This window comes from Neisseria shayeganii 871 (assembly GCF_000226875.1).
Classification (GTDB): Bacteria; Pseudomonadota; Gammaproteobacteria; order Burkholderiales; family Neisseriaceae; genus Eikenella; species Eikenella shayeganii.
Genome location: NZ_JH164926.1, coordinates 1461855 through 1478519 on the forward strand (window position 1 = coordinate 1461855; position 16665 = coordinate 1478519).

Sequence of the window (16665 nt, forward strand, 5' to 3'; positions counted from 1 at the left end):
TAGGAATCCCCGTGGGACAGACATATCATACAGATAGGCAAGTGAGTGAGCAGCGCACAACGCAGAAATGCGCCGCAGATGGGGGGGGGTGCAAAGGTCTCAGCCTTTATCTCTATAGAAAACAGGGCACTGAATCGCTTTCCGGCCCAAGTCTTGAAAAACGGCACCGCAAACCCATTTAGTGCTCAAGTCAACGCACCTTGCGGTGCAACATAAATAGAAAACCCCTGAATATTCAAACTCAAGGAGTACATACATTATGGCAAAAGTCATCGGTATCGACTTAGGTACAACCAATTCCTGCCTGGCCATTTCCGAAAACGGCCAAACCAAAGTGATTGAAAACGCCGAAGGCGCCCGCACCACCCCCTCCATCGTGGCCTATTTGGACGGCGGCGAAATTTTGGTGGGTGCCCCGGCCAAACGCCAGGCGGTCACCAATCCGAAAAACACCATCTACGCGGCCAAACGCCTGATCGGCCACAAATTTGAAGACAAAGAAGTTCAGCGCGACATCGAAACCATGCCTTTCGACATCATCAAAGCCGCCAACGGCGACGCTTGGGTGAAAGCGCAGGGCAAAGAGCTGTCTCCGCCGCAAATTTCGGCCGAAGTGCTGCGCAAAATGAAACAGGCCGCCGAAGCCTATTTGGGCGAAACCGTTACCGAAGCGGTGATTACCGTGCCGGCCTACTTCAACGACAGCCAACGCCAAGCCACCAAAGACGCCGGCCGCATCGCCGGCTTGGAAGTGAAGCGCATCATCAACGAGCCGACCGCTGCCGCTTTGGCCTTCGGTATGGACAAAAACGAAAAAGGCGACCGCAAAATTGCCGTTTACGACTTGGGCGGCGGCACCTTCGACATCTCCATCATCGAAATTGCCGATGTGGACGGCGAGAAACAGTTCGAAGTATTGGCCACCAACGGCGACACCTTCTTGGGCGGCGAAGACTTCGACCAACGCCTGATCGACTACATCATTGCCGAGTTCAAAAAAGAACAGGGCATCGATCTGAAAAACGACGTGATGGCGCTGCAACGCCTGAAAGAAGCGGCCGAAAAAGCCAAAATCGAGCTTTCCAGCGGCCAGCAGACCGAAATCAACCTGCCCTACATCACCATGGACGCCACCGGCCCGAAACACTTGGCAATGAAGATTACCCGCGCCAAATTCGAAAGCCTGGTGGAAGACTTGGTGGCCCGCTCCATCGAGCCTTGCCGCGTGGCGATTAAAGACGCCGGCCTGAGCGTGAACGAAATCGACGACGTGATTTTGGTGGGCGGCCAAACCCGCATGCCCAAAGTGCAGGAAGCGGTGAAAGACTTCTTCGGCAAAGAGCCGCGCAAAGACGTGAACCCCGACGAAGCCGTGGCCGTGGGTGCCGCGATTCAGGGCGAAGTATTGGGCGGCGGCCGCAGCGACGTGTTGCTGCTCGACGTGACCCCGCTGTCGCTGGGCATCGAAACCATGGGTGGCGTGATGACCAAACTCATCACCAAAAACACCACCATTCCCACCAAAGCTTCGCAAGTGTTCTCTACCGCCGAGGATAACCAGTCTGCCGTGACCATCCACGTGCTGCAGGGCGAACGCGAACGTGCCAGCGCAAACAAATCGCTGGGCCAGTTCAACTTGGGCGACATCGCACCCGCTCCGCGCGGCATGCCGCAGATTGAAGTGACCTTCGACATCGACGCTAACGGCATTCTGCACGTTTCGGCCAAAGACAAAGGCACCGGCAAAGCGGCCAACATCACCATCCAAGGTTCGTCCGGCCTTTCCGAGGAAGAAATCGAGCGCATGGTGAAAGACGCCGAAGCCAATGCCGAAGAAGACAAAAAACTGATGGAGCTGGTACAAAGCCGCAACCAGGCCGAAGCCCTGATCCACTCGGTGAAAAAATCGCTGGCCGACTACGGCGACAAACTCGACGCTGCCGAGAAAGAGAAAATCGAAGCCGCGGTGAAAGATGCCGAAGAAGCCGTGAAAGGCGACGACAAAGCCGACATCGATGCCAAAGCCGAAGCTTTGGGCACCGCCAGCCAAAAACTGGGCGAGATGCTGTATGCCGACGCCCAAGCCCAGGCGCAAGCGGCCCAAGGCGGCGAACAGGCTGCCGGCGGCAAAGCCGACGATGACGTGGTGGATGCCGAATTCGAAGAAGTGAAAGACAAAAAAGACTAAGATTCAACCGTCTGTTGTCTGCCAAAGGCTACCTGAACCGTTTCAGGTAGCCTTTCTTGCATTCAACCGTGCTGCAGCTTTGCTCCCTCAGCGGGCTGAGACCTTTGCAAAACCCCCAGATGTGGATGCAGTTCAAGGCGTAGCAGCGCAGTGAGTGCAGACATATCATATAGATAGGCAAGCAAGCGAGCAGCGCACAACGCAGAAATGCGCCGCAGATGGGGGTTTTGCAAAGGTCTCGGGCTAACTGAAACCGTTGCCGCCATCTGCGGATAGATGCGGAGCAGCCGGCCTTTCAGGTAGCCTTGATTGTGTTTGTGCTGCCCCCGGCCGGCCCTCCGCTATAATGCTGTTTCTCTGTTTCCCGATTGCCGTCCATGCTCCACCTCTACCAATCCAACCGCTTGGAAATTCTGGCCGAAACCGCCGTGGCCTTGATGCAGCACGCCCCTTTGCAAGGCGCTTTTGCGCCGGAAGAAATCGTGGTGCAGAGCCAGGGCATGCGCCGCTATCTCAACCATTATCTGGCCGAGCGCAGCGGCATTGCCGCCAATCTGCGCTTCAGCCTGCCCGCGGCCCTGAGCTGGCGGCTGACCCGCACTTTTCTGCCCGACACCCCCGCGCTCAATCCGTTTGCCCCCGAAGTGATGCGCTGGCGGCTGTTGCAGCTACTGCAGGGCGATCATTTGCCGGCGGCGGTACACACCGCATTGACAGGCTACCTGAACAGCAGCCGCACCGCGCCCTACCGCCTGGCCGGCAAACTGGCCGACGTGTTCGACCAATATCTGGTGTACCGCCCCGATTGGGTGGCGGCTTGGGAAAGCGGCGAGAGCATGGGCTTGGGCGCAGACGAAATCTGGCAGGCCGAATTGTGGCGCCTGCTGGCGGCCGACGGCACCGACGGCGGCCACCGCGCCGAGCAGCGCCGGCGTCTGCTGGCTGCGCTGTCGGCCGACAAGCTGCCCGAACGCTATCTGGTGTTCGGCATCGCCACGCTGGCGCCGATGTATTTGGATTTGCTGCAGCGCCTGGCCGAGCACACCGAAGTGCACATTTTTGCCGTCAATCCGAGCAGCCGCTATTGGGGCGACATCGAAAGCGCCCGCCGGCAGGCGTTCAGCGGGCTGCCCGATGCCGAGGCCGCCGGCCATCCGCTGTTGGCCTCCTTGGGCAAACAGGGGCGCGACTTTTTCGACATGCTTACCGCCGAAGGGCGGGTGGACGAACAGCATGACTGGTTTCCCGCGCCGCCAGCAGCCCCGTCGCTGCTGCAGCGCGTGCAGCAGGACATCCAAACCCTCAGCCTGCCCGAGCGCGGCAGCGCGGCGATGGACGGCAGCATCACCATCCAGTCCGCCCACAGCCGCCTGCGCGAATTGCAAATTTTGAAAGAGTGGCTCTTGGGCGTGCTGGCGGAAAATGCCGATTTGCAGCCGCACCACATTGCCGTGCTCACCCCCGACATCGAAAGCTATGCGCCCTACATCCATGCCGTGTTCGGCGAGGAGCAGCCGGGCAGCCCCGCACTGCCCTACAGCGTGGCCGACGTCAAAATCAGCCGACGCTCCGCCCTGATGCAGCTGGCCGAGCAGCTGCTGGCGCTGATGCAGAGCCGTTTTGAAACCGATTATGTGCTGCCGCTGCTCGATTCGCCCGCCGTCTGCCGCCACTGGCATTTTTCCGAGCGCGATGCCGACCACCTGCGCCACAGCATTGCCGAGCTGAACATCCGCTGGGGCAGCGATGCCGACATGCGCCGCCGCTACGGCGGCAGCGGCGAGGCCTTCACTTGGCAGCAGGGCAGCGAGCGCACCGCCTTGGGCTGGCTGATGCCGGAAAACAGCGGCCTGTGGCAAGGCGTGCTGCCGTGGACGGCCGATTGGTCGCACACCGCCGTGCAGGCGCGTTGGCAGCAGCTGTTGGCCTGTTTGCGCCGCCATCATGCCCTGTGGCAAACCGATGCCGCGCCGGCCGAATGGTGCGCACGCCTGCACGCCCTGCTGGATGACCTCGCCGGCAGCGAACCCGCCGATGCCGACGACCAAGCCGCCCGCCAACAGCTGCACAACGACTTGGCCGCCTGGCAGGCGGAAAGCGCGCTGGCAGGCTACCTGAAACCCCTGCCACCCGAAACCGCCTGCGAACATTTGGCCCGCTTCTTCACCGGCAGCGGCGAAGCCGGCTTTTTGCGCGGCGGCATCACCTTCTGCGGCATGGTGCCCATGCGCAGCCTGCCGTTCGACACCCTCTGCCTGCTCGGTTTGAACGACGGCCGCTTCCCGCGCCAAACCCAGATTCCCGCCTTCGACCTCATCAGCCGCCACCCGCGCAAAGGCGACCGCGCCCGCCGCGACGACGACCGCTACCTGTTTCTCGAATCCCTGCTCAGCGCCCGCCGCCGGCTGTATCTTTCTTACATCGGCCGCGACAGCCGCAAAGACGAAGCCCTCGCCCCCTCGCCGCTGCTCAGCGAATTGGCCGACGTGCTGGCGCTGATGGGCGGGCAGAGCAGCGCCGAATTCGCCGAACAGCACATCCGCCAACATCCCTTGCAGCCGTATTCGCCGCGCTATTTTTCAGGTAGCCCGAGCAGCAGCCGGCAAGATTACGCCGAAGCCCTCAACCGCCTGCCGCAGCCGCCCGCACCGTTTGCCGGCGACTGCCCGCCCGCGGCCGACTGCCCCGATCCCATCCCCCTTGAGCACCTGCTGCGCTTCTGGCGCAACCCCGTGCGCCATTGGCTCGGCCGCGCCCTGCAATGGCGCGAGCCGTATGCCGACGAAGCCGCAGAATCGGCCGAACCCTATGCCATCGAAGCGTCAAACGAAGTCGCCCGCCAATATCTGGACGCCCGCCGCCGCCATCAGGATTTTGCCGACACCGAAGCGCACTTGGCCGCCCAAGGTTTGGTGCCCGCCGGCCTGCTCGGCCACCTGCTGCAGGCACCCGACATCCGCGCCGTCAAACGGCTGGACGGCGAACTGCTGCACAGCCCGCGCCTGCCGGCACAGGCTTTCGAGCTTGCCTGCGGCGGCCGGCGGCTCACCGGCAGCCTCAGCCAGCTTTACCAACACGGCCAAATCCTCTACCGCAGCGGCGCACCCACCGCTCCCGATACGGTGGAACTGTGGCTGCTGCATTTGGTGTATTGCGCCGCCGGCAGCGGCAGCCAGCCGCGTGAAACCCATTGGCTCAGCGCCGCCGCCCCACACACCCTGCCGCCGATTGAGCGCGAACAGGCGCAGGCGTGGCTGGCGTCTTGGTTGGATTACTACGCTTTGGGCCACAGCCGCCCGCTGCCTTTTTTTGCCAAAACCTCGCTCGCCGCCGCCCGCGCCTACACCGAAGACAGCGACACCCCGCCGGATGCCGCCGTTAAAGCCGCCCGCGGCGACTACCGCAGCGGCCGTTTCAGCACGGGGCAGGCCGAACGCACCGAAGTGGCGCAGGTATTCGGCCGCGACGAAGCCGAACCGATTGAAACCCCGCTGTTCTGGAATCTGGTGCGCGAGCTGTTGGTGCCGCTGCATCTTTATTTCGCCGCCGCCGAGGCTACCTGAAACCACCTGGTTTTAAAGATCGAGACCTTGCCGCACCGCAAGCGCGTCACGCAGCCATGCCCACCGGCAGGCTAACTGAAACCCCTTCCCGAGTTTTTCCATGCACGCTTTCAACCCGCTCACCGTTCCCCTGTTCGAACCGCAGGCCCATTTGATCGAAGCCTCCGCCGGCACCGGCAAAACCTACGGCATCGCCGCCCTGTTTACGCGGCTGGTGTTGCAGGGCGTGCCGGTAGAACAGATTTTGGTGGTCACCTTCACCGAAGCCGCCACCGCCGAGCTGAAAACCCGTCTGCGCGCCCGCTTGGGCGAGGCGGCGGCCTGCCTGCAAGCAGAGGAGGAAGATAAAGCGGCGGGCGATGCCCTGTTGCAGGACTTATTGGCGCAGGCTTCGGCGCAGCACGGCCGCGACGTGCTGGCCGCCCGCGTGCAGGCGGCCTTGAGCGGATTCGACACCGCCGCCATCTACACCATCCACGGCTTCTGCCTGCGCGTGCTCAGCGATTACGCCTTTTTGTGCGGCGTGCCGTTCGAGCTGACGGTGGGCGATGCCGACCCCGCCGCCCGCCTGCTGGCGGCGCAGGATTTCTGGCGCGAAGAAGTGGCCGACCACCCGCTGCATGCCGAGTTGGCGGCGGAATTCAAACTCACGCCCGCTTCGGTGTTGGCCGAATTGTCGCCGTATCTGAAGCGCCCGTTTCTCGATGCGGTGGTGCCGGAAAACCGCCTGCCCGAACTGTTGGCCGATTACGAGGCCGCGTGGGCGGCGGTGTGCGATGCCCTGCCGCAGTTGGAAGCCGGCTTCCGCCGGCTGCACCCGCAGCTCAATAAACGCACATTCAACGGCAAAACCTTCGATACCCTGTTTGCCGAATTGGCGCAAGCGGCCGAATCGGGCCTGCACCGCCGCAGTTTCAGCAAGCCCGAAAATCTGCTGAAGTTTGAAGCAGGCTACCTGAAAGACGCCGTCAACAAAGGCAAAGAGATAGACGAGGCCGAAGCCGCCGGCCTCGCCCCGCTGGCCGAATTCGGCCGCTGTTTTCTCGCCATCGAGCAAGCCAAGGCCGAAGCCGTGGTGCGCCTCAAGCTGGCCTGTTGGGGCTACCTGAACCGCCGTCTGGCCGAAGACAAACAGCGCCGGACACAGCGCGATTTCGACGATCTGCTGCTCGACGTGCACACCGCGCTGACCGAAGGCAGCCGCGCCGCCGATTTGGCCGAGGCGCTGGCGCAGAAATGGCGGGTGGCGCTGATTGACGAGTTTCAAGACACCGATCCGCTGCAATACGCGGTGTTCAAAACCGCCTTTATCGACCGCGGGCTGCCCGTGTTTTTGGTAGGCGACCCCAAACAGGCGATTTACGGCTTCCGCGGGGCGGACATCCACGCCTACCTCGATGCCGCCGCCGACACCCCCAGCCGCTACACCCTGGCCACCAACTACCGCAGCAGCCGCGCGGTGGTGGACGGCATCGGCCGCCTGTTTTCGCGCCGCGCCGCGCCGTTTGTGCTGGCCGATATTCCCTATGTGCCGGTGGCCGCGCATCGGGCGCAGGGCGCTTTGCAGCCGCCGGGCGCGGCGGTAACGGTGCGCTGGATCAACCCGCCGGCCGGCGCCGACGACAAACTGCCGTCCAAAGACGTGCTGCACGCGCGTGCCGCCGATTTCTGCGCCCGCGAAATCGCCGACCGCCTCAACCGTGCGCGTTCAGGTAGCCTTTTGCTGGACGGCCGCCCTTTGGAGCCGCAACACATCGCCGTGTTGGTACGCACCCACAACGAAGCCGCGCTGGCCGCCCGCGCCTTGAAAAAACGCGGTGTGCGCAGCGTGCTGCTGCAGCAGGAATCGGTGTTCGACAGCGAAGAGGCGCGCGCCTTCGGCGTGATGCTGTCGTTTTGGCTGCACCCGCAGCACACCGAAAACCTGCGCTTTCTGCTCGGCAGCGTGCTTTACGGCCGCACCGCCGCCGATTTGGCCGCGCTCAACGAAAACGAAGCCGCGCTGGCCGGCTGGATCGCGCTGGCCGAAGACGCGCGCAACCTGTGGCAGCAGCAGGGCGTGTATGCCGCCGCCGCCCGTTTCGCCCGCGCCAGCGGCTTGGAAGCCCATCTGCTCGCCACCCGCAACGAGCGCAGCCTCACCAATTTCTGGCAGCTGGCCGAACTGGCGGCCGAGGCGGCCGCCGATCTGCCCGCCCCCGCCGCCCTGCCCGAATGGCTGGCGCGCCAGGCCGGCCGCGGCATCGGCAAAGAGCGGATGCTGCGTTTGGAAAGCGACGAAAATCTGGTGAAGATTGTCACCATGCACGCGGCCAAAGGCTTGGAGTATCCGCTGGTGTTCTGCCCCTTTGTGTGGGACGCCAGCAGCCGAGACACCGCCGAGTGGGCGCTGCTGCATCAGGACAACGGCCGCAGCCTGCTGTTGGCGCGCACGCAATTGAGCGAAGCACACCAGGAGCAGCTGTTTGCAGAGGCCATGGGCGAACGCCTGCGCCTGCTGTATGTGGCGCTCACCCGCGCCCGCGAAGAGCTGGTGCTGTACGCCGCCGCCTGCAGCAGCACCGCCGACAACGCGCTGGCCTACCTCTTGGCCGAAGAAGACGGCGACTGCCACCGCATTCGCACCGGCTGGCAGGCCTTAAAAAACCAAGCGCTGGCCGAAGCCTTGAAACAGGCCTGGCAAAGCCTGATCAGCACCGCCCCCCGCGGCGATCTGCAGTGGCGGGAAGACGAGCCGCCCGAAGCCGACTACCGCGCCGCCGACCCGATGCAGGGCCGTTACCGCGCCTGCACCTGGCCGCCGCGCCCGTGGCGCTTTATCCGCCACACCAGCTTCACCGGCCTGACCCGCCAAGCCGCCACCGCCGAAGACGGGCTACCTGAACAAGACTGGCTGGAACACCAATCCGCAGCCCCTGCCGGAGAAAGCGAAGCCGTACCCGAAACCGCTCTGTTGGCCTTCCCGCGCGGCGCCCGAGCCGGCGTGTGCCTGCATGCCGTGTTGGAACACACCGATTTCAACCGCCCCGCCGCCGAACAGGCCGAGGCCTATGCCGATATTTTGCGCGGCTACGGCTATGATCCCGACAGCCATCTGGCCGCCGCGCTGGAGATGGCCGCCGCGGCCGCCGCGGCCGAGTTGGACGCCGGCGCCACGCTGGCCGATACCCTGCCCGCAGAGCGGCTGCCGGAAACCGGCTTTGTGCTGCACATCGAAGACTTCGGCCTGCCGCGCCTGCAACGCTGGTTCGCCCGCAGCGATACCGGCCTGCCGCCGCACGCCGCCGACCACCTGGCCGCCCTCGACTTCCACACCGTCAACGGTTTTCTCAACGGCTTCATCGACCTGATCGCCCGCAGCCGCCAAGGCCGCGTGTGGGTAATCGACTACAAGTCCAACCACTTGGGCAAGCGCTTGCGCGATTATCACCCCGAGGCGATGTCGGCCGCCGTCAGCGAGCACCATTATTATCTGCAGGCCCTCATTTACGCCGTGGCCGCCGCACGCTACCTGAAACAGCGCCGCGCCCTGCCCGACACCATCGCCATCCGCTATCTCTTTCTGCGCGGCCTCAATCCGCACGGAGCGGAAGGCATCTGGCGGTGGGACATCCCCACCGCCGCTTTGGCAGAGTGGTTGGACTGAGTACTGCCGCTTCGGATCCGGCTGTTTCAAGGCATGGTCGTTTGAGCCGGTCAGGCAGCATACAACCCGTGTCGCAAAACAGGCTACCTGAAAGCGTTTCAGGTAGCCTGTGCGGTGTGTGTTGAACGGGACGGGATTATTTCTGTTCGTCGCGCATCTGCTGCATGCTGCTGCGGATGGTGTCGAGCTGTTTTTCGTAGCGGCGGCAATGCGGGCAGAAACACAGGTGCAGGCGCAAACGCCATTTTTCGCTGCGGCTCAGCGGGCGGTCTTGGCTTTGGGAAATCAGGGAGGCGGCTTGTTTGCAGGTAAGCATCAGTTTTCCTCATTTTCGTTTGTTTTGACGGCTCTGTTTTTATGGGCGAAAGGCGGCGGGCAAATCAAAAAGCATCAGGCCTGTTCGTCGAACCAGTTGCTTTGCAGGCAGCGGCGCAGGCCGTTGCGGGCGCGATGCAGGATGGTGTAACAGTTGTCGGCGCTGATGCCGGTTTGTTCGCAGATTTCGGCCACGTCCAAACCCATGATCTCGCGCAGCATAAACACGCGGGCGGTGTTTTCGGGCAGGTCCTGCAGGCAGTGGTGCAGGGTGCGCATGAAGTCTTGCTGCTGCAGACTGCTTTCGGGCTGGGCCCAAGCCTGCGGGCTGGCGCTGGGCGTCCAGTGGCCGCTTTCGTCGAACAGCTGCTCGTGGACCGCGTCGATAAATTCTTCGTCATCGCTGCTCACCTGCCATTGCAGGCGGGTTTTGTGCTGGCGCAGCAGGTCGAGAATGGTGTTTTTCAAAATGGCGAACACCCAGGTTTGCCATTGGGCGGCGGCCTGGAACTGCCCTTGCTTGGTGAAGGCTTTGATCAGGGTGTCCTGCACCACGTCTTCGGCCCATTGCGCATCGCGCAGCTGCAGTTGGGCGAAGCGCAGCAGTTTCTGGCGCAGTTCGGCGGTGTCGGCATCGTTCCAGCTCCAGGCGGTCATGCGGCCTCCTTCGGCAGCAAGACGCCTTGCCGCACCCAGACATCGACTTGTTCGGCCAACCAAGGGCGGAGGGTTTCCGCATCGGGCAGCACTTCGGCCAGCGCCTGCAGCAAGCCGTTTAGGGAGTCGGTTTGGCCGGCGAAGTGTTCGAGCAGGGGCAGCAGTTGGGCATCGAGCAGGCGGTGCATCACGGCATCTTGGCGGTTGCGCCACACCAGCACGTCTGCCGCTTGGTCGGCAAAGCCTTGCAGGCCGCTGCTGACGAAATCCACCGGATAGCGGCGGATAAAGGCGGCCGGGGAGAAGCCCAGCGGGGTGTCGTGCCGCCAGCTTGACGGAGCATGGTCAAACAGCGGGGCGGTTTCGGCGGCCAGCTGTACGGTTTCGAAATCCATCAGCTCAAGCAGCGGGGCGGGCAACCGTCCGTTGGTGCGGGCGTATTCGACAAACAGGGCGGGGATGTCGCTGAAATAAGGGCTGGCGGGAGCGGCTTCGGCCAGAAAGCGGTTTTCCAAGTCGGCCCACACCTCGGCATCGGCCAAAGGGCGGGCGGCCGTGAAGCAGCGGCGCACGAAACTGCGCACATTGTTGCGGGTCAGGCGGGTATAGACGGCGGCCCGTTCGGGGCAAATACCGGGCGGCGCAGCCTGTTCGGGGTTGCGGACAAATTCGGCCAGTGCCGCCTGGTAGGCGGCCGCATCAGGCTGCGGCATATTCACTCCGGTAGGGTTGTTGCAAAGCATCGATGTGCGCGACTTCGGCCAACAGTTCGGCAAACGGGGGGAAGTTGAAGTCCCGCTCGAGCAGGGTGGGCGGTACTTGGGGCAATACGCGGTAGGCGTAGTCGAGCAAATCCCATACCTGATCGCGCACGGTTTCGCCATGGGTGTCGATCAGCAAGTCCTCCGCTTCCGCTTCGTGGCCGGCGATGTGCAGATAGCGCACCCGTTTGCCGTCCACCCGGTCGAGAAAGTCGCGGGCGTCGAGCAGGCCGTGGTTGGTTTGGTTGACGAAGATGTTGTTGATGTCCAGATGGATGGCGCAGTCGGCTTCGGCCGCCACCGCATTCAAAAAGGCCACTTCGTCCATTTCGGCCAAATCGCTGTGCACATAGTAAGACGTGTTTTCCACTGCAATCTGCATGCCGAGGAAGTCCTGCACCTGGCGGATGCGTGCGGCGGTGTGCCGCACCATCTCGCCGGTAAACGGCAGCGGCAGCAAATCGTATAACTGGCCTTCGTGACCGCAATAGCTCAGGTGCTCGGAGAAAAAGCTCATGCCGTAGCGGTGCATCAGCCGTTTGATGTCGGCCAAGAGGGCGGTGTTGAGCGGATCGCGGCCGCCCAAGGAGAGGGAGAGGCCGTGGCAGGCCACGGGGAAGCGTTCGGCCGCTTGGTCAAATTGGCGCAGGGCCGCGCCGCCCATGCGGGCCCAGTTTTCGGGTGCGATTTCTAGAAAGGCGATGGGGCATTGCTGCGGATCGAGGCCGAGCAGTTCTTCTGCAAAGGAGCGGCGGTAGCCCAAGCCGGCGCGGGCGGCGGGCAGGGGGCGCGGAGTGGGGGCGTGCATCATCAAGGGTGTCCGAAGGCGGGGCATGGAAGTGAAACGGTACGGCAGAGCCGCTGGCCGGAGCCGGGCGGAAACGAGGTTTTGGCAAAAACATCCCTGTTTGACATGTTTGGCCGGAGGAAGGGTTTTGCCAAAAACTCAGGCTACCTGAAACGGTTTCAGGTAGCCTGAAAACCGTTTAGCGGGCAGCGCCGCAGGCGGCTTCGCCGGATTTGCCGTGCGCACCGCAAGCCGCTTCACCGGCTTTGTTTTGAGCGCCGCAAGCGGCTTCGCTCGCTTTGGCCGCACCGCAGGCCGCTTCGCTGGCTTTATGGGCGCCGCAAGCGGCTTCACCGGATTTGGCCGCGCCACAGGCCGCTTCGTTGGCTTTGTGTGCACCGCAAGCGGCTTCGCCGGCTTTGGCGGCACCACAGGCCGCTTCTTGTGCTTTTTCAACGGCCGGGTGGTGGTGGCCATGATGGCCGTGCGCATGGCTGACGGAGTATGCACCCACGGTCAGGGCAGACAGGGCGGTGGCCAGGGCCAAAACGGAGTTTTTTTTCATCGTGAATTCCTTTCGTAGATTGGAGAGGGAGTAAGAACCAAGCCGGCTCGCCGTGGCATACCGGTTTGCCAGCTTGGACGCCGCCCTACCGTTTTTTCTGACGGCGGAGCGGAGATTCTGAATTAAAAACTTGATTTAAATGTAAATTTAATATCCCGATTGGTGACAGCGGGGTTTAGAGCGCGGCGCGCAGCTCGGCCGCCAGCGCGGCCAGTTCGGCGTGATCGGCCATGCCGCCTTCGTGGCGGCCCAGTTCGTGCACATTGGAGGGAATCAGGTGCAGGTGGTAGTGGAACACGCTTTGGCCGGCTTGGGCGTGGTTGAGCTGCATCTGCACGATGCCCTGCCGCTGCAGCACTTTACGCTGCGCCGCCATCACTTTCTGGGCGGTGGCCATCACGGCGCGGGCGGCGTCCAGCGGCAGGTCGGAAAGCTCGACGGCGGCGGTTTTCGGAATCACCAGCACATGGCCGCGCGCCTGCGGCATCACGTCCATAAAGGCCAGGGTGTGCTCGTCTTCGTAAACGGTGTGGTTGGGGATTTCGCCGCGCAGGATTTTGGCGAAGATATTGTTCGGATCGTAGGCAGACATAAAAGCGCTCCGCGGTTTGACTGGAAAACGGGAGCGCTATTGTATAACAAAGTTTGCTGTCGGCGGGGCGGGCTATTCCACCACGATTTTGGGGAAGCGGCTGCTGAAATCGCGTGCTTTGGCGGCCACTGCCTGCGCCACCTGCCAGGCGGCGGCGGTGTAAACATCGGCAATCGCGGGGTGGGCGGCCTGCAGCGCGGCGGCTTGGCCCGTATCCATGGCTTCGCGCACCGGCAGACTCAAGGGCAGCTGGCCCAGCAGCGGCACGTTGAGCTGTTCGGCCAGCGCTTTGCCGCCGTCTTGGCCGAACAGGGCTTCCTGATGGCCGCAGCGGCTGCAGATGTGCACCGACATATTTTCCAGCACGCCGAAAATCGGAATATTGACCTTGCGGAACATGTCCACCGCCTTGCGGGCGTCAATCAGGGCGATGTCTTGCGGGGTGGTCACCACCACCGCGCCGGTCACCGGAATTTTCTGCGACAGGGTCAGCTGGATGTCGCCGGTGCCGGGCGGCAGGTCGATAAACAGATAGTCCACTTCGTCCCACTCGCTTTGAAACAGCAGCTGTTGCAGCGCCTGGCTGACCATCGGCCCGCGCCACACCACGGCCTGGTCGGTGTCCACCAGAAAGCCGATCGACATCACCTGGATGCCTTCCGGCGAGCGCACGGGCAGGAAACGGCTGTTTTGCTGGGCGGGGGTTTGCCCGGCCACGCCGAGCATGGTGGGCTGGCTGGGGCCGTAGAGGTCGGCATCCAGCACGCCCACGCGCGCGCCCATGCGCTGCATGGCCACCGCCAGATTGGCCGAAGTGGTGGATTTGCCCACGCCGCCTTTGCCCGAAGCCACGGCCACTATATTTTTCACGCCGGCCAAGGTGCGCATGCCCGGCTGCACCTGATGAGCCTCAATCCGGCTGCCAATTTGGATATTTAGCGGGCCGTTCCAACCGGCTACGGTCACGGCTTCGGCCACCGTTTGCTCCAAAACCGGCGCAAGGTGGGCCACCGGCAGGCCGAACTGCAGGCCGACTTGCAGCGTGCCGTTGTCCACCGCCAGCTGTTTGAGCGCTTTTTCGCTGCCGATGCTCAGGCGGCTGTCGGGCAGCGGCACCGCTTCTAAGGCGGCGCGCAAAGTTTCCGGATTCATGGGGATTCCTTGTGTGTTAGATGAATGTGTGTGCTGGTTGTGAACCTGCATTTTAGCAGAAAGGCTACCTGAAACGCTTTCAGGTAGCCTGTATCCGATTCTGCCGCCATCAGCTTGCCGCAGTTTTGCGGCCGGCGGCCCAGAGTACGGCGAAACCCAATACCGCAGCCAAGCCGGAACCGACGAAAACGCCGATTTTGGCCTGATCCTGCATGACGGGCAAATCAAACGCCAGCAGGCTGATGAACAAACTCATGGTAAAGCCGATGCCGCACAGCAGCGCCACGCCGTAAAGCTGCAGCCAAGAAGCGCCTTCCGGCAGTTTGGCCCAGCCCAGCTTCACCGCCAGCCACACCGCGCTGAATACGCCCAATTGCTTGCCCACAAACAAGCCGGCGGCAATCCCCAATACCACAGGCGAGAGCAGCACCGACCATTCGAAGCCGGCAAACGACACTCCGGCATTGGCAAAACCGAACACGGGCACCACCAAAAACGATACCCAGTTGTCCAAAGCGTGTTCCCATTTCAGCAGCGGTGCTTCTTCCACTGTATCCAGCACGCGCAGCGGAATGGTGAAGGCCAGCAGCACGCCGGCCAACGTGGCGTGGATGCCCGATTTGAGGAAGAAAAACCACAGCAGGCCGCCCAATACCAAATACGGCGCGCTGCGCAACACGCCTTTGCGGTTGAGCACAAACAAGGCCGCCAACACCAGCGCCGCCAAGCCCAAATACAGCATGGCGATTTGATCGGTGTAAAACAGCGCGATGATCACAATCACCGCCAAGTCGTCCATAATCGCCAAGGCGGTGAGGAAGATTTTCAGCGAGGCCGGCACACGGCTGCCGAGAATCGCCAGCACGCCCAAGGCAAACGCAATATCGGTGGCCGCCGGCGCCGCCCAGCCTTTGGCTGCCTCGCCCGAACTGTTGAACAGCAGATACACCAAGGCCGGCACCAGCAGGCCGCCGGCCGCCGCTACGGCCGGCAGAAAGCGTTTGGCGTGGCTGTCGAGCTCGCCTTCCAACAGCTCGCGTTTCACTTCCAAGCCGACAAACAGAAAAAACACCGCCATCAGACCGTCGTTGATCCAGTGCGCCACGCTCAGGCCGGCCACATAAGACGACAGCGCGCTGAAATATTGCGGCGCATAGGCGGAGTTGGCCGTTATAATTCCGGCCAGCGCGGCCAACATCAACACAATGCCGGCGGCCGGCTCGGAACGGAAAAAGTGGATGAGTGTACGGGTCATTATTTACCTAATCTATCAGTTAATCCGTAATTATAGCATAATTCTTTCGCGCCGCCGCGGCAGGCTACCTGAAAACCCCAGCGAAACATGATGTTCCACACTTCCCCCCTCACTTACGAACAATGGCTGCGCCAAAGCGGCCTGCCGCGCTTGGAAGGCCGCCTCTTGCTGCAGGCCTGCTGCGGCCTCAGCCATGCCCAGCTCATCAGCCGCGGCGGCGAAGCCGTGCCGGCGGCGCAATGGGCCGATTTGAACGCGTTGGCGCAGCGGCGGCGAAACGGCGAACCGCTGGCCTATCTGCTCGGCTGGCGCGAATTTTACGGCCGCCGTTTCCGCGTCTCGCCCGCAGTGCTGATTCCCCGTCCCGAAACCGAACACCTGCTGGAAGCCGCGCTCGAACGTCTGCCGGCCGGCGGCCGCGTGTGGGATTTGGGCACCGGCAGCGGCGCGCTGGCGGTGAGCGCGGCGCTGGAGCGGCCCGATGCCGCCGTGCGCGCCTCCGACCTCAGCCGCGAAGCCCTGGCGGTGGCGCAGGAAAATGCCGAGACGCTCGGCGCCCGTATCGAATTTGCCTGCGGTTCCTGGTTTGAGGCACAGCCGGCCGCCGCCGGACACTTCGATATTCTGCTCTCCAACCCGCCCTATATCGAGCAGGGCGACCCGCATTTGCAGCAGGGCGACCTGCGCTTCGAACCTGCCGCCGCGCTCACCGATTTCGGCGACGGCCTCGCCCACATCCGCACCCTGGCCGCCGGCGCCGTCCGCCACCTCAAAGCCGGCGGCTGGCTGATGCTGGAACACGGCTGGAACCAAGGCCCGGCCGTGCGCGGCATTCTAGCGGAAAATCGGTTTCAAGACGTGGCCACCCTGCCCGATTTGGCGGGACTGGACCGCATAACTTTAGGCCGCCTGCCGGATTGAAGCGCTCAGGCTACCTGAAAGCCTGAGACCTTTGCAAAACCCCCATCTGCGGCGCATTTCTGCGTTGTGCGTTTATGCCCTATGGGTACTGCTCGCTCACTTGCCTATCTGTATGATATGTCTGTCCCACAGGGATTCCTGACGTTCACGTTCGCTGCGCTGCTACGCCTTGAACTGCATCCACATCTGGGGGTTTTGCAAAGGTCTCAGCCTCTTCATTAAAAAGCCATAACTGCACTTTCATGCCGTAACGACAAAGGCTG

13 protein-coding genes and 2 pseudogenes are annotated in these 16665 nt (G+C 62.9%); 5 read left to right on the forward strand and 10 right to left on the reverse strand.

Features of this window, described 5'->3' with window-relative positions:
• Positions 1-78: pseudogene (locus tag HMPREF9371_RS12755) on the reverse strand (ATP-dependent exonuclease); the annotation flags it as partial.
• Between the two features lie 181 nt (positions 79-259).
• On the opposite strand from HMPREF9371_RS12755, the gene dnaK reads away from it, so the two are divergent.
• Complete coding sequence (gene dnaK / locus HMPREF9371_RS06710; RefSeq protein ID WP_009119251.1) at positions 260-2188, forward strand: molecular chaperone DnaK; 1929 nt, start codon at positions 260-262, stop codon at positions 2186-2188.
• Between the two features lie 62 nt (positions 2189-2250).
• On the opposite strand, the gene HMPREF9371_RS13465 is transcribed toward dnaK, so the two are convergent.
• Positions 2251-2454 carry a hypothetical protein gene (locus tag HMPREF9371_RS13465; protein ID WP_009119252.1) on the reverse strand — a complete coding sequence of 68 codons (204 nt, stop codon included), beginning with the start codon at positions 2452-2454 and terminating at the stop codon, positions 2251-2253.
• Between the two features lie 111 nt (positions 2455-2565).
• On the opposite strand from HMPREF9371_RS13465, the gene recC reads away from it, so the two are divergent.
• Entirely contained in the window at positions 2566-5751 is a 3186-nt protein-coding gene (gene recC / locus HMPREF9371_RS06715; protein WP_009119253.1) for an exodeoxyribonuclease V subunit gamma, read from the forward strand.
• Between the two features lie 100 nt (positions 5752-5851).
• Complete coding sequence (gene recB / locus HMPREF9371_RS06720) at positions 5852-9397, forward strand: exodeoxyribonuclease V subunit beta (RefSeq protein ID WP_009119254.1); 3546 nt, start codon at positions 5852-5854, stop codon at positions 9395-9397.
• Between the two features lie 136 nt (positions 9398-9533).
• Here recB and HMPREF9371_RS06725 read toward each other — a convergent pair whose 3' ends face one another.
• The 8 genes from HMPREF9371_RS06725 to nhaA all read right to left on the reverse strand — a co-directional run bounded on the left by HMPREF9371_RS06725 (position 9534) and on the right by nhaA (position 15481).
• Positions 9534-9713 carry a zf-HC2 domain-containing protein gene (locus tag HMPREF9371_RS06725; RefSeq protein ID WP_009119256.1) on the reverse strand — a complete coding sequence of 60 codons (180 nt, stop codon included), beginning with the start codon at positions 9711-9713 and terminating at the stop codon, positions 9534-9536.
• A 74-nt stretch (positions 9714-9787) separates the two neighbouring features.
• On the reverse strand, positions 9788-10369 hold the full coding sequence (locus HMPREF9371_RS06730) for a sigma-70 family RNA polymerase sigma factor (RefSeq protein WP_009119257.1): 582 nt from the start codon (positions 10367-10369) through the stop codon (positions 9788-9790).
• A complete protein-coding gene (locus HMPREF9371_RS06735) occupies positions 10366-11082 on the reverse strand; it encodes an HvfC family RiPP maturation protein (protein ID WP_009119258.1) in 717 nt (238 codons plus the stop codon). The genes HMPREF9371_RS06730 and HMPREF9371_RS06735 overlap by 4 nt, the downstream gene beginning before the upstream one ends.
• Positions 11069-11941 (reverse strand): HvfB family MNIO-type RiPP peptide maturase, encoded by an 873-nt coding sequence (locus HMPREF9371_RS06740; protein WP_009119259.1) that lies wholly within the window; start codon positions 11939-11941, stop codon positions 11069-11071. Before HMPREF9371_RS06740 ends, HMPREF9371_RS06735 begins: the two co-directional genes overlap by 14 nt.
• A 175-nt stretch (positions 11942-12116) precedes the next feature.
• Complete coding sequence (locus HMPREF9371_RS06745) at positions 12117-12482, reverse strand: hypothetical protein (protein WP_009119261.1); 366 nt, start codon at positions 12480-12482, stop codon at positions 12117-12119.
• A 175-nt stretch (positions 12483-12657) separates the two neighbouring features.
• Positions 12658-13074: an HIT family protein gene (locus tag HMPREF9371_RS06750; RefSeq protein ID WP_009119262.1), complete on the reverse strand. Its 417-nt coding sequence runs from the start codon at positions 13072-13074 to the stop codon at positions 12658-12660.
• A 72-nt stretch (positions 13075-13146) separates the two neighbouring features.
• The gene (gene apbC / locus HMPREF9371_RS06755; RefSeq protein ID WP_009119263.1) at positions 13147-14226 is read right to left on the reverse strand and encodes an iron-sulfur cluster carrier protein ApbC; all 1080 of its coding nucleotides are present in this window, start codon (positions 14224-14226) and stop codon (positions 13147-13149) included.
• Positions 14227-14335: 109 nt separating this feature from the next.
• Complete coding sequence (nhaA, locus tag HMPREF9371_RS06760; protein ID WP_009119264.1) at positions 14336-15481, reverse strand: Na+/H+ antiporter NhaA; 1146 nt, start codon at positions 15479-15481, stop codon at positions 14336-14338.
• Positions 15482-15568: 87 nt separating this feature from the next.
• Here nhaA and prmC point away from each other — a divergent pair, with 87 nt between their 5' ends.
• On the forward strand, positions 15569-16402 hold the full coding sequence (prmC, locus tag HMPREF9371_RS06765; RefSeq protein WP_009119265.1) for a peptide chain release factor N(5)-glutamine methyltransferase: 834 nt from the start codon (positions 15569-15571) through the stop codon (positions 16400-16402).
• A 31-nt stretch (positions 16403-16433) separates the two neighbouring features.
• A pseudogene (locus HMPREF9371_RS13470) lies at positions 16434-16624 on the forward strand (ATP-dependent exonuclease).
• The last annotated feature ends 41 nt before the right edge of the window (positions 16625-16665 follow it).

Coding starts and splice junctions, on each gene's coding strand:
- dnaK (WP_009119251.1), top strand. CDS start 260: ATGGCAAAAGTCATCGGTATCGACTTAGGTACAACCAATTCCTGCCTG.
- HMPREF9371_RS13465 (WP_009119252.1), bottom strand. CDS start 2,454: ATGGCGGCAACGGTTTCAGTTAGCCCGAGACCTTTGCAAAACCCCCAT.
- recC (WP_009119253.1), top strand. CDS start 2,566: ATGCTCCACCTCTACCAATCCAACCGCTTGGAAATTCTGGCCGAAACC.
- recB (WP_009119254.1), top strand. CDS start 5,852: ATGCACGCTTTCAACCCGCTCACCGTTCCCCTGTTCGAACCGCAGGCC.
- HMPREF9371_RS06725 (WP_009119256.1), bottom strand. CDS start 9,713: ATGCTTACCTGCAAACAAGCCGCCTCCCTGATTTCCCAAAGCCAAGAC.
- HMPREF9371_RS06730 (WP_009119257.1), bottom strand. CDS start 10,369: ATGACCGCCTGGAGCTGGAACGATGCCGACACCGCCGAACTGCGCCAG.
- HMPREF9371_RS06735 (WP_009119258.1), bottom strand. CDS start 11,082: ATGCCGCAGCCTGATGCGGCCGCCTACCAGGCGGCACTGGCCGAATTT.
- HMPREF9371_RS06740 (WP_009119259.1), bottom strand. CDS start 11,941: ATGATGCACGCCCCCACTCCGCGCCCCCTGCCCGCCGCCCGCGCCGGC.
- HMPREF9371_RS06745 (WP_009119261.1), bottom strand. CDS start 12,482: ATGAAAAAAAACTCCGTTTTGGCCCTGGCCACCGCCCTGTCTGCCCTG.
- HMPREF9371_RS06750 (WP_009119262.1), bottom strand. CDS start 13,074: ATGTCTGCCTACGATCCGAACAATATCTTCGCCAAAATCCTGCGCGGC.
- apbC (WP_009119263.1), bottom strand. CDS start 14,226: ATGAATCCGGAAACTTTGCGCGCCGCCTTAGAAGCGGTGCCGCTGCCC.
- nhaA (WP_009119264.1), bottom strand. CDS start 15,481: ATGACCCGTACACTCATCCACTTTTTCCGTTCCGAGCCGGCCGCCGGC.
- prmC (WP_009119265.1), top strand. CDS start 15,569: ATGATGTTCCACACTTCCCCCCTCACTTACGAACAATGGCTGCGCCAA.